General features: G+C 72.0%; 12 protein-coding genes. 6 read left to right on the top strand and 6 right to left on the bottom strand.

Annotation, left to right across the window (positions count from 1 at the left end):
• The first annotated feature begins 51 nt into the window (after positions 1-51).
• Positions 52-1,287: a nitric oxide synthase oxygenase gene (locus OHA72_RS17825; protein ID WP_327008943.1), complete on the top strand. Its 1,236-nt coding sequence runs from the start codon at positions 52-54 to the stop codon at positions 1,285-1,287.
• Positions 1,288-1,338: 51 nt separating this feature from the next.
• Here OHA72_RS17825 and rocD read toward each other — a convergent pair whose 3' ends face one another.
• The 3 genes from rocD to OHA72_RS17810 all read right to left on the bottom strand — a co-directional run bounded on the left by rocD (position 1,339) and on the right by OHA72_RS17810 (position 3,678).
• The gene (gene rocD / locus OHA72_RS17820) at positions 1,339-2,553 is read right to left on the bottom strand and encodes an ornithine--oxo-acid transaminase (RefSeq protein ID WP_327008942.1); all 1,215 of its coding nucleotides are present in this window, start codon (positions 2,551-2,553) and stop codon (positions 1,339-1,341) included.
• Positions 2,550-3,341 carry a dimethylargininase gene (ddaH, locus tag OHA72_RS17815; protein WP_327008941.1) on the bottom strand — a complete coding sequence of 264 codons (792 nt, stop codon included), beginning with the start codon at positions 3,339-3,341 and terminating at the stop codon, positions 2,550-2,552. Before ddaH ends, rocD begins: the two co-directional genes overlap by 4 nt.
• A 121-nt stretch (positions 3,342-3,462) precedes the next feature.
• The gene (locus OHA72_RS17810) at positions 3,463-3,678 is read right to left on the bottom strand and encodes a hypothetical protein (protein ID WP_327008940.1); all 216 of its coding nucleotides are present in this window, start codon (positions 3,676-3,678) and stop codon (positions 3,463-3,465) included.
• Positions 3,679-3,820: 142 nt separating this feature from the next.
• On the opposite strand from OHA72_RS17810, the gene OHA72_RS17805 reads away from it, so the two are divergent.
• The 4 genes from OHA72_RS17805 to OHA72_RS17790 are packed head-to-tail and all read left to right on the top strand — an operon-like array spanning position 3,821 to position 5,816.
• Positions 3,821-4,195 carry a hemerythrin domain-containing protein gene (locus tag OHA72_RS17805; protein WP_327008939.1) on the top strand — a complete coding sequence of 125 codons (375 nt, stop codon included), beginning with the start codon at positions 3,821-3,823 and terminating at the stop codon, positions 4,193-4,195.
• A gap of 22 nt (positions 4,196-4,217) precedes the next feature.
• Positions 4,218-4,805: a nucleotidyltransferase domain-containing protein gene (locus OHA72_RS17800; protein WP_327008938.1), complete on the top strand. Its 588-nt coding sequence runs from the start codon at positions 4,218-4,220 to the stop codon at positions 4,803-4,805.
• Positions 4,806-4,815: 10 nt separating this feature from the next.
• The gene (locus tag OHA72_RS17795) at positions 4,816-5,061 is read left to right on the top strand and encodes a hypothetical protein (protein ID WP_327008937.1); all 246 of its coding nucleotides are present in this window, start codon (positions 4,816-4,818) and stop codon (positions 5,059-5,061) included.
• Entirely contained in the window at positions 5,058-5,816 is a 759-nt protein-coding gene (locus OHA72_RS17790; RefSeq protein WP_327008936.1) for a metallophosphoesterase family protein, read from the top strand. The genes OHA72_RS17795 and OHA72_RS17790 overlap by 4 nt, the downstream gene beginning before the upstream one ends.
• Before the next feature lie 46 nt (positions 5,817-5,862).
• Here the strand turns inward: OHA72_RS17790 and OHA72_RS17785 are convergent, their stop codons facing one another.
• On the bottom strand, positions 5,863-6,804 hold the full coding sequence (locus OHA72_RS17785; protein ID WP_327008935.1) for an RNA polymerase sigma factor SigF: 942 nt from the start codon (positions 6,802-6,804) through the stop codon (positions 5,863-5,865).
• Positions 6,805-7,012: 208 nt separating this feature from the next.
• Positions 7,013-8,281, bottom strand: coding sequence for a glycosyltransferase (locus tag OHA72_RS17780; RefSeq protein ID WP_442788599.1), 1,269 nt, complete (start codon positions 8,279-8,281; stop codon positions 7,013-7,015).
• Positions 8,282-8,437: 156 nt separating this feature from the next.
• Here OHA72_RS17780 and OHA72_RS17775 point away from each other — a divergent pair, with 156 nt between their 5' ends.
• A complete protein-coding gene (locus tag OHA72_RS17775) occupies positions 8,438-11,002 on the top strand; it encodes a SpoIIE family protein phosphatase (RefSeq protein ID WP_327008933.1) in 2,565 nt (854 codons plus the stop codon).
• A 457-nt stretch (positions 11,003-11,459) separates the two neighbouring features.
• Here OHA72_RS17775 and OHA72_RS17770 read toward each other — a convergent pair whose 3' ends face one another.
• The gene (locus OHA72_RS17770; RefSeq protein ID WP_327008932.1) at positions 11,460-12,077 is read right to left on the bottom strand and encodes a hypothetical protein; all 618 of its coding nucleotides are present in this window, start codon (positions 12,075-12,077) and stop codon (positions 11,460-11,462) included.
• Between the last annotated feature and the right edge of the window lie 36 nt (positions 12,078-12,113).

Below are 12,113 nucleotides of genomic sequence, written 5' to 3'. Positions count from 1 at the left end.
GTGAGCGTGCCTGGATACCGTGACATGCCAGGTCAGCAGTGGGATCCGCACATGCCCGTGGATCCTCGGGAGGCAGAGGACTTCCTCGACCAGTACTACCGGGAGAACCCACAACGAGGCGACATCAGCGAACGGCTCGCGCGCATCACCGACGAGATCGCCGAGACGGGCACCTACACCCACACGTACGCCGAGCTGGTCTTCGGCTGCCGGGTGGCGTGGCGCAACGCGAGCCGCTGCATCGGCCGGCTCTACTGGCGCAGCCTGGTCGTGCGTGACCTGCGCAAGATCGGCGCCCCCGACGAGATCTTCGAGGAGCTCGTGCGCCACCTGCGCCTCGCCGGCCAGCGCGAACGCAACGTGATCCGCCCCGTCATCTCCGTCTTCGCCCAGCACGTCCCCGGCCGCGACGGCTCCCGCCTGTGGAACGAGCAGCTCATCCGCTACGCCGGCCACCGCCACGCCGAAGGCCCCCACGCCGGCACGACCGTCGGCGACCCCCGCTACACCCAGTTCACCGAGACGCTGCAGCAGTACGGCTGGCGCGGCAAACCCGACAATCCCTTCGACGTGCTCCCCATCGCGATCGAAGGCCCCGGCGGCGACGTCAACCTCTACGACCTGCCCGAATCCGCGGTCTGGGAGGTGCCGATCGAACACCCGACGCTGCGCTGGTTCGCCGAGCTCGGCCTGCGCTGGCACGCCGTCCCCGCCATCTCCAACATGCGCCTCACGATCGGCGGCGTCGACTACCCCATCGCCCCGTTCAACGGCTGGTACATGGGCACCGAGATCGGCGCCCGCAACCTCGCCGACGCCGACCGCTACAACCTGCTGCCGGTCATCGCCGAGCGCATGGGCCTGGACACCAGCACCGAACGCTCCCTGTGGCGCGACGGTGCCCTGCTCGAACTCAACCGGGCCGTGCTGTGGTCCTTCGACCAGGCGGGCGCCCGCATCAGCGACCACCACAGCGAGTCGGAGCGCTTCCTCGCCCACATCGCCAGCGAGGAGCGCGCCGGCCGTGAGACCCCCGCCGACTGGAGCTGGATCGTCCCGCCGATGAGCGGCGCGGCGACCGGCGTCTTCCACCGGTACTACCACGAGGCGGACCAGCGACCCGCCTTCTACCTGGACACCGACGCCCGCGAACTCGGCCGGCGGGGGCGCTCACCGGTCGTGCCGCAGGTCCCGGACGAGCCGACGGCGTGCCCGTTCCACGAGCCCGAGCCGGCCGCGCCACCCGAGCACCGCGGCTGGTTCGGCCGGCTGTTCCACCGCACCTGAGCACACGGGCCTCGGGAGCGGGGTCCGGCGCGCGACCCGCGGCTCCACGGCCTACGCCGCCTTCAGGGCGGAGGCCAGCGCGTTGACGGCGACGTCCACGTCCTGCTTCGTCACCAGCAGCGGCGGGGCCAGGCGCAGCGTCGAGCCGTGCGTGTCCTTCGCCAGGACGCCGCGGTGCATCAGAGCCTCGCAGGCCTGCCGGCCCGTCATCAGCGCGGGGTCGATGTCGATGCCGGCCCACAGGCCGCGGCCGCGGACGGCGGTGAGGCCGTGGCCGACGAGGGCGTTGAGCCGCTCGTGCAGGTGGGCGCCGACGAGCCTGGCGTTGGCCTGGGGTTCGCCGGTGTTCAGCAGTTCGATGACGGCGCGGGCGACGGCGCACGCGAGGGGGTTGCCGCCGAACGTGGAGCCGTGCTCGCCGGGGCGCAGGACGCCGAGGATGTCCTGGTTCGCCGCGATCGCCGACACGGGCACGATGCCGCCGCCGAGGGCCTTGCCCAGCACGTACACGTCGGGGATGACGCCGGAGCAGGCGAACGTCTCGCCGGTGCGGCCGAGGCCGGACTGGACCTCGTCGGCCACGAAGAGCACGTTGCGGGACGTGCACAGCTGCCGGACGCCGGGCAGGTAGTCAGCGGGCGGGACGAGGACGCCGGCCTCGCCCTGGATGGGTTCGATGAGCACGGCGACGGTGGTGTCGTCGAGGGCGTCGGCGAGGGCGGCCAGGTCGCCGTACGGCACGATCCGGAACCCGGGCGTGTACGGGCCATAGTCGGCACGGGCGTCCGGGTCGGTGGAGAAGCTGATGATCGTGGTGGTGCGGCCGTGGAAGTTGTCGGCGGCCACGACGATGGTGGCCTGGCCGTCGGGGACGCCCTTGACCTTGTAGCCCCACTTGCGGGCGACTTTGATCGCGGTCTCGACGGCCTCGGCGCCGGTGTTCATCGGCAGGATGAGGTCCTTGCCGCACAGCTCGGCGAGCTCCTGGCAGAACGGGCCGAACTGGTCGTGCAGGAACGCGCGGCTGGTCAGCGTGATCTGGTCCAGCTGGGCGTGTGCGGCGGCGATGAGCGCCGGGTGGCGGTGGCCGAAGTTGAGCGCGGAGTAGCCGGCGAGGCAGTCCAGGTAGCGGCGGCCGTCGACGTCGGTGACCCAGGCGCCCTCACCGGAGGCGAGGACGACCGGCAGCGGGTGGTAGTTGTGCGCGGTCCAGCGCTCGGCCTGATCGATGAAGTGGCCGGTCTGACCGGAAACAGCGGTGGTCATGCGCGCACCTCCAGCGTGCAGCACTTCGGTCCGCCGCCGGCCTTGTGCAGTTCGGACACGTCGACCGGCATCGGCTGGAACCCTTTCGACGCTAGCGCTCCGGCCAGACGGGTGGCAGCGGACGGCAGGACGACGCGGTGGCCGTCGCTGACCGCGTTGAGGCCGAGGACGGCGGCGTCGGCGGCGGTGGCGATGACGGCGTCGGGGTACAGGCGGCGCAGCACCGCCTGGCTGCCGGGCGAGAAGGCACCCGGGTAGTAGGCGACGTTCGTCGGTGACAGGACGGTGAGCGCGGTGTCGAGGTGGTAGTAGCGCGGGTCGACCAGTTGCAGGGTGATCACGGGCCGGCCGAACAGCTCCTGGGCCTCGGCGTGCGCGGCGAGCTCGGTGCGCAGGCCGGTGCCGGCGAGCAGGTGCTCGCCGGCGAGGAGGATGTCGCCTTCGCCCTCGTTGACGCTCTTGGCCGCGTGGACGTCGAAGCCGTTGTGTTCGAACCACGCCAGGTAGGCGGGGCCCTCGTCGGCGCGCTCCGGGTGGCGGAACTGGGCGCCGTAGACCTTGCCGTCCACGACGGTGGCGCCGTTGGCGGCGAACACCATGTCGGGCAGGCCGGGGACGGGGTCGATGAGGTCGACGGTGTGGCCGAGGGACAGGTAGAGCTCGTGCAGCCGGGTCCACTGTGCGACGGCGAGGTCGGCGTCGACGGGCGCGGTCGGGTCCATCCAGGGGTTGATCGCGTAGTCAACGGCGAAGTACGTGGGTCGACACATCAGGTAGCGACGGCTCATGCGCTCAAACGTAGGCCCGCCGGGCCCGGCGTTCCATTGCGGAAGTTTGCTTCTTGCCGCACTTTCATTGTCTAGTCAGCGCATAATACGGCGATTCGTTGCGCACCGAGCACCGACGGGCTCAGCGCAGCTCCCGCCAGTCGCCGGGCTGGGCGAGCAGGCCGGAGACGCAGTCCATCGCGGGCTCCTCGGCGTCGAACTCGTAGGTGCGGGCGCGCCCGTCGGCGCCGCCCTCACGGGACTCGACCCACCAGTGGCCGGCATCCTCGAACAGATAGACGTCGCGGCGGGCGAGCCGCCCCCAGGTGCCGTTCCACCAGTGCTTCCTTCGCTCCATGGGGAGACATTCGAACACACGTGCCAACCCCCGCGGAAGCCCGCCACGCCGATATCGATCAAGTCTGCTGCATGACGGTTAGCCGGGTGGCGCGCCGGGTACGCCAACGCTTGCCTGAGCCACGGAATCTGGGGAGCTGACCATGGAGCAGGACCTCGTCGACCTGCTCGTCGCCGACCATCGCCGGCTCGAGTCGCTGTTCGCCGATATCGAGACGGCAGGGTCACCGGCGGCGCGCCGCACCGCCCTCGACGCCGCGATCACCATGCTGGCCGCGCACACGGCGACGGAGGAGCGGCTGCTGCACGCGCACCTGCCGGCGGAGCTCGCCGAGTACGAGGCCGCCGAGCACCACCGCATCGACGACCTCGTGGCGCGGCTCACCGAGCTCAACGACGTCGACCCCCAGTTCGGGCTGCTGCTGGCCGCGTTGCTGGAGGCCGTCCGAGAGCACGTGCAGGAGGAGGAGACGGAACTCTTCCCGCGGCTGCCGCAATCGGTGCGTGTGACGGAATGACCTGACGGGTAAGCCACTGTTCATGGCAGTTCCGGAGGACAGGCAGCCGCTCATCGCCACGCTCAAGCGGGCGGCGTTCCACTTGAAGGACTCGGGCATCCCGTTCTGCCTGGCCGGCAGTTTCGCGGTCTACGCGCGCGGCGGCGAGTCGGTGGACCACGACATCGACTTCCTGATCAAGGCCGAGGACGCCGAACGGGTGCTCACGGCCCTCGCGGAGGTCGGGTTCCGCGGTGAGGTACCGCCCGAGGGCTGGCTGGTGAAGGCGTGGGACGACGACAACCTCATCGACTTCATCTTCTGCCCGGTGCAGCGGCCGGTGACGGACGCGACCCTCGCGGACACCGATGTGATCGCCGTCAACGCGTGCCACATGCCGGTACTGTCCGCGACCGAGCTGATGATCCACAAGGTGCTGACGTGGTCGGCGCACTACTGCGACTACGCCCGCGGGCTGCCGGTCGCGCGGTCACTGCGCGAGCAGATCGACTGGCCCCGCGTCTACCGGGAAACGGCACACTCCCCGTACGCGCATGCTTTCCTGTTCTTGATCGACCGCCTCGGCGTCATGTCGCTGGACGAGACCAGCGCTCTCGCCGCTTCCCTGTGAGGAGGCACTGATGATCGTTGACCAGCACGTCGAGAGCGAGTTGCACCAGTTGCTGATCGAAGACGCGCGCATCGCCGAACAAGGCATCCGGGTGGTCCGTACCGAGGAGGGGGTCAGCCTCGTCGGCGAGGTGGAAAGCACCGAACGCCGCGACCTGATCTGCCAGGTCATCGCCGAGGCGTTCCCGGAGCTGCCGGTGCGCTGCAACATCGGGCTCACCAGGGTCCACGAGCCGCACGACGTGGAGGAACTATGACGTCCTACGGTTGTGTCAGTGGTGGTGTCAGAGTCGCCGCGGTGGGCGACGTCCACCTCGACGCCGACGTCCTCGGCCGGTACCGCCCGGCCCTGGAACACCTCGGCGACAAGGCCGACATGCTGCTGCTCGCCGGCGACCTGACCCGGCACGGCACAGCCGACGAGGCGCGGTGCGTGGCCCAGGAGTTCGGCGGCCTGGCCGTACCGGTGATCGCGATCCTCGGCAACCACGACTACCACTGCGACCAACCGGCCGAGGTGACGAAGGTCCTCGAGGACGGCGGGATCACCGTCCTGGAGTGCTCCGGCACCGTCCTGCGGGTCGGTGACGTGCGGGTCGGCGTCGCCGGGACGAAGGGGTTCGGCGGTGGGTTCGCGGGTGCGTGCGCCAGCGAGTTCGGCGAGCCGGAGATGAAGGCGTTCACCCGGCACAGCAGGGAGCTGGCGGAATGCTTCGGGGTCTCCCTGGCGGAGCTGGAGTGCGACGTGCGGATCGCGTTGACGCATTATTCGCCGGTGCCGGAGACGCTGCTGGGTGAGCCGCTGGAGATCTACCCGTTCCTCGGCTCGTACCTGCTCGCGCAGGCGATCGACTCGGCGCCGGCGGTCGGGCTCGCGCTGCACGGCCACGCGCACGCCGGATCCGAGCGGGGGACGACGCCCGGCGGTGTTCCCGTCCGCAACGTCGCCCACCCGGTGATCAAGCAGGCGTACAACGTGTACCAGCTGGCCCCGGTCCTCACGCCGGCCTGACTCCGACCGGCCTGACCGCCGTGTCGCCGGCTGACGGTCGTGCAGGTCAGAGCGGCGTCACCAGGGCGCCGCGCAGGTGGGTCAGGGCGTGGGCGAGCAGCCGGGACACGTGCATCTGGGAGATGTCGAGCCGGTCGGCGATCTGTGTCTGCGTCATGTTGCCGAAGAACCGCATCGCGATGATCTTCTGTTCGCGCTCCGGCAGCTGGGCGATGATCGGCCGCAGCGACTCCCGGTCGTCGACGGCCTCAAGGTCCTGGTCGACGCCGCCGAGGAGGTCGGCGAGCTCGGCGCCGGCCTCCTCGCCGTTGGCCGGCGCGTTGATGGACAGGGCCCGGTACGCGTGACCGGACTCGATGCCCTCGATGACGTCCTCCTCGCTCACGCCGAGCTTCTTCGCCAGGTCGGCGACGGTCGGTGAACGGCCGAGCTCCTGCGCGAGGTCACCGGAGATCTTCGAGATCTCCAGGCGCAGCTCCTGCAGGCGGCGGGGCACGCGCACGTCCCAGCCCTTGTCACGGAAGTACCGCTTGAGCTCCCCGACGATCATCGGGATGGCGTAGCTGGTGAACGCGGCACCGCGGGACGGGTCGTAGCCGTCGACGGACTTGATGAGCCCGACGTTGGCGACCTGGACGAGGTCGTCGAGGGGTTCGCCACGGTTGCGGAACCGGCGGGCGAGGTACTCGGCGAGCGGCAGGTGCAGCTCGATGAGCCGGGCGCGGGTGCGCTCCCGGCTGGGGCTGCCGGCGGGAAGGCCGGGCAGGAGCTGCAGCAGCGCCTGCGCCTCGACCTCGACGTCCCGGTGACTGACCCGGCCGCGGGCGGGAGCGGGGACGGGGGCGGGGGCGGGGGCACGGACGGCGGGGACGGGCTCGACGCACTGCGCGACGACCGGAGCGGTGGCCGGGGCTGCGACCGGAGCGGTGGGCTTCGCGGCCGGACGGCGGGCGGACTTGGCCACGGGACGATGGGCGGTGACGGTCATGGGGGATCCCCCTGCCTGCTGCATGGCCGTCCACCACGGATGCGGGCGGCGGGCCACGTGAGGATGTCGCCAGATGACGCCCTGGTCTCGAGCGTCCGGCGCGCTCCCGCCACCGGCGATCGCGGCTGTTTGACGATCGCGCCGATCAGCTGTTCAGCTGATGTTGCGGGTCATACAAACGTACGCCTACCACCCTGTGATGACAAGGTTACGAAGTGACGTCGGTGAGCGCCTCGTCGTCGGCGTCCGCGTCGGTGTCGGCCTCGGCGTCACCGGTCGCGGCGCCCTCCCCGGTCACCGCCCGGTAGATCCGTTCGACGTCGGCAGCGGTCCGTTCCCAGGTGTACCGGGAGCGCACCCGGTCGATCGCGGCGCTGGCGTAGCTCATCCGGCGCACCTCGTCGCCGAGCAGCCCCCGCAGCGCGCCCGCCAACGCCGGCACGTCCCGGGGCGGCACCAGCAGACCCGTGACGTTGTCGATGACGCTCTCGGCGATGCCGCCGACCTCGTACGCGACGACCGGCACCCCGCACGACATCGCTTCGAGGGGCGTGAGGCCGAACGGCTCGTACCAGGGCGCGCAGGCGAGCACGTCGGCCGAGCGGTACCAGCCGGGCAGTTCGTGTTGCGGGACAGCACCGACGAGCCTGACGCGGTCACCGACGCCGCACCGGTCCGCGAACTCCATCAGCCGGCGCGCCTCGGGGTCACGGTCGATCCGGTCCGGTGCCGGCCCGCCGACGACGACGAGTTCGGCGCCCGGGACGCGGCGCAGCGCCTCGACGAGGTCGGCGAAGCCCTTGCGGGGCACCAGCGGCCCGACGCTGAGGATCCGGCGCATGCCGGGGCGCAGGTGATCGGCGCGGGGGCCGCTCGGCGCGAACCGTTCACCGTCGACGCCGGACGGCACGATCACGGTGTCGGAGCGGCGGATGCCCAGCCGGCCGAGCTCGGTGACCTCGTCCTCGCACTGCGCGACGACCCGGTCGACCATCGTGCCGAGGGTGCGCTCCAGACCGATGCGCGACTCGGGGCTGCTGTCGTGCTCCTTGAGCATGCGCCGCTTGACCGTGCCGAGACCGTGGTACGTCTGCACGACCGGGATGCGGTGCTCGGCGGTGGCGGTGAGGGCGGCGAGGCCGCTGAGCCAGAAGTGGCCGTGGATGACGTCCGGGCGGAGCGTGTCGTCGCGCCAGTGCGCGGCGAGCCACCGGCCGAAGTCACCGACGTGCGGCAGCAGAGCGTCGACGGGCAGGTCCTCGGCGGGCCCGGCGGGCACGTGCTCGACGGTGATGCCGCCCTCGGTCCTGACGACGTCGTCGGGTGCCGCGGCGGCACGGCGGGTGTAGACCCGCACGTCGTGCCCGCGCCGCCCGAGGGTCTCGGCGAGGGCGGTGACGTGGGTGTGCTGGCCACCGGTGCCCGAACCCCCGAGCGCCAGGGGGCTCGCGTGCACGGACACGATCGCGATCCTCAACCCGCACCCGCCCGCGACGAAGATGCCTGTTGCACTGCGCGCACCTCCACGTGGCCGACTGCGCTGACCTGCCAACGCCCCTACCCGGGCAGGATGGTGGTAAACATCAACGGTCGAGTCGCAACCGGCTCGGGTGACACGGGTATGAACGCAGGTATGGACGCTGGTCGTGCGGCAGCACGGGGCGAGGATGTGGAGGGCATGGTGGCCAAGCCGTCGGGCACTGGTCGGCCGGGTGCCGAGCCGGCTGTGCAGGCGCCTGGGCAGGCGCCCGCCGAGGGCGGCAGCGCCGAACCGGCCGAGGCGCTCGCCGCGCTCGTCGCCAAGCTGCGCGCCGAGCTCACCGGCGTCCGCACCGCGATGCGCAACCGTGCCGTGATCGAGCAGGCCAAGGGTGTGCTCGTGGAGCGGCTCGGGGTGAGCCCCGACCAGGGGTTCGACCAGCTGGTCCGGTTGTCGCAGCGCACCAACATCAAGCTGATCGAGGTCGCCGCCGCGATCGTCGGCACCACGTCCCCCGACCCGGACGCGCCCGATGTGGTGAATCTCATCGACGACGAGCTGCGTCAGCACGTCGCGCGGAGCCGGACCAGGACCGCCCCGGCCTCCGACATGCCGGCCCCGGCCGCCGGGAAACCCCGCCGCCGGGCCAGCCGCCCCCCCGAGGTCGAGGCGTTGCAGTCGCAGCACCAGCTGCTCAGCGCCCGGATCGCCTCGGCACGCGGGTACGACGAGATCGCCGAGGTCCTCGGCACCGCACCGACCGCATGGCCGGCACCGACCGCGATCATGATCACGCTGCTCGACCCGGACGGTGCGCAGCGCGCCGTCGGCGCGTTCGGCATCCCCGGTGAGGTCCGCAGCCGCTGGTCGCGGATCCCCCCGGACCCGGCGCTGCCGCTGGTCGTCGCCGTCCAGGAGGTCGAGACCATCTGGCTCGTCGGCGGCGGCGAGGTCACCCGCCGGTTCCCGGTCATGGACCAGCTGCCGTTCAGCGGCGACACCGTCCTCGCCTCGCCGCTGATCTCCGGTGAGCGGGTCCTCGGCGCGATCATCATGAGCTGGGCCGACGGCCTGCCCGACAGCGACGAGCTGCGGCGGTACGTGGCGGCGCTGCTGGAGCCGGTCGCCCGGCAGATCGACACGCTCATCGGCGACGAGATCGCCAGCGCCTGGTTCCACGTCGAGGGCGAGGAGAGCGCGCAGGCCGCCCCGGCGCAGGTGTGGCTGCCGACGGTCGTGGACGTGCTGCACAACCCCGCGGCGCTGTTGTCCCCCGTCACCGTCGACGGCCAGCTCGTCGACTTCCGCGTCGAGTACGCCAACGTCATGGCACGGCAGGTCTTCGCCACCGCCCGGGTCGACCCCGACGAGGCGACACTGCTGGCGGCGTATCCGACGCTGGGCAGCGCGACCCTGCTGCCGGAGTTCGCCCGGATGCTGCAGGACGGCCAGCCCCGCCGCCTGGAAGGGCTGCGTGCCGACCCGCGCACCGACGGCGTACCGGCGGCGCAGACCATCTCCGTGCACGCCGTGCGCCTGTGGGACCGGGTGTTCGCGGTGTGGCGGATCGCCACCGAGGCCGACCTGCTCTACGACCAGCTGCTGCAGGCGGAGCGGATCGCCGGTGTCGGCTCGTTCTGCTGGGAGCTGCGCGACCCCGAGCCGCGCTGCTCGCCGGAGCTGATCCGGCTCTTCCACGGCGGCCGCGACGCCGCCCGCGTCCCCGTCGACGAGCTCACCGCCAGCGTCCACGCCGACGACCTGCTCGCCGTGCAGGATGCGGTACGCCGCACCGTCGTGGAGGGCAAGCACCTGCTCGCCGAGGTCCGCGGCGCGGGCCGGGTCAACGGCCGCCGGCTGCGGCTGACCGCCGAGCCGCTCTTCGACGACGCAGGCAACGTCACCGCCGTGCGCGGCACCGTCCAGGACGTCACCGAGGAGCGCGCGATCGAGGCCCGGCTCCGCCGCGCCGAGGAGGCACTGGCCGCGCAGCGGCACCGCCTCGCCGACGAACGCCGCGCCGCGCAGGCGCTGCAGAAGGCGCTCCTGCCGACCGACCCCGAGCTCGGCCACATGGAGGGCGTCGAGATCTGCGGCCACTGCCGCTCCCCCGAGCGCGTCGGCACCGTCGACGGCGACTGGTTCGACGCGACGTCCCTGCCCGACGGCGGCACGATCCTGGTCCTCGGCGACGTCGACGACCGCGGCCTGTCCTCGATGACGACGGCGGCGCGGCTGCGGTACGCAGTGCGCGCCTATGCGGCCCTGGACATGACACCCGGCGACATCCTCAGCGCCGTCAACGGCATGCTGTGCGCGATGGAGGTCGAGCACACCGCCTGCCTCGTCGTGGCCCGCTACTCCCCCGCTACCCGCGAGCTGCGCTGGGCCGCCGCCGGGCAGGTCGCCCCGATCCGCTACACCGCGGCGGGCCAGGGCACCGTGCTGTCCGGGCCGCTGGGCCTGCCGCTCGGCGAGGTCACCGAGATGCGGTACACCGACACGACGGTGGCCCTGGAGCCCGGCGACCGGGTCCTGCTCTACACCGGCGGCCAGGCCCGCGTCGACCGCCGCCGCGGCGGTGGCCTCGACCTGGTCCGCCGCGCCGGCGAACACGTCGACCTCAGCGACTTCGACGCCGTCGTGACCCACCTCATCACCAGCCTCAACCTCCCCGACGACGAGGACGTCTGCGCGATGCTGGTGCACGTCCCCTGACCTTCGGTGACCGGCCGGTAACGCGGCTCAAGGTCAATTAGGACGGCAGGAGTACGGTGCAAGGAGAACGGCCCGGCACCACCGGCGCAGGGCCGCTCTCATCGCCGGGTCCGGTTGCGGACCCGACGACGTCGCCTGTCACACGGTCCTGGTGTCGGCCCGGGCGGGTCGCACCGGCCCTCGTGCTGGCGCAGACCGGGTCGCACGGCTCCCGCCGCCCGCAGAGGGTCCTTGCGCGTCGGCTCGGGCCGGTCACGCGGTCCCGGCATGGGGTCGGGCGGGTCACGCGGCCCTCGTGCCGGCTCGGGTCTGCCACGCGGTCCGTGCGATCGGCTCCGGCAGGTCGCACGGCGATGTCGGCCCCGGCCGGTCTCACAGCGCTTGTGTCGGCTCGGGCCGGTCGCACGACGGTGTCGACTCCGGCCGGTCTCACAGGGCTCGTGTCGGCTCGGACCCGTCACACGGTCCTGGTGTCCCAGTCCCACGGCAGGCCGAGGCCGTCGAAGCGGCCGAGGGCGTCGCGGTGGCGGGCGGCCAGGACGATCCGGTCCGGGCCGAGGTGGCCTAGCAGGTCGTCGTCGCCGTAGTACCGGGTGCCCGGCTCCGGCCAGCGCCACAGCGGATCGTCCAGCTCGCGCAGGCGCAGCCGGACCTGGCGCAGCTCGTCGGGGGTCGGTGACATGTAGACGAGGCCGTGCAGCGGGGTGTACGTCGCCTCGTACACGGCCGCGTACACCAGGAACCGCGACAGCGGCATTCCGGTGCCGACCGTGTCGTTCTCGACCACGAGCGGGTCGGCGGCGCCCGGGGTGTACGAGTACCAGTCCTCGGCGCCGACCCAGAAGCGGACGAGGCCGCCGGACTCGACCAGGTCGGCCGGGCCGATCATCACGTGGTCGCGGCTGAGCGGCAGCGAGTACCGGGCCGCGACCCGGTGCCACTCGGCGAGGGGCTCCGGCAGGAGGTCGGGGACGCCGGGCTGGTCGAGGGGCTGGCGGGGGCGGTCGGGCAGCCCGTACCACCGGGCGACGAAGCGCCCGAGGCTGTCGTCGGCGATCACGTCGAGCTCATACACGCCACAAATCATGCCCGGTGACCTACCGTTGCCGAT

It is taken from the genome of Dactylosporangium sp. NBC_01737, from assembly GCF_035963215.1.
Lineage (GTDB): Bacteria > Actinomycetota > Actinomycetes > Mycobacteriales > Micromonosporaceae > Dactylosporangium.
The sequence above is the reverse complement of the archived record's forward strand: the minus strand, read 5'-3'. Positions and strand labels throughout refer to the sequence as shown.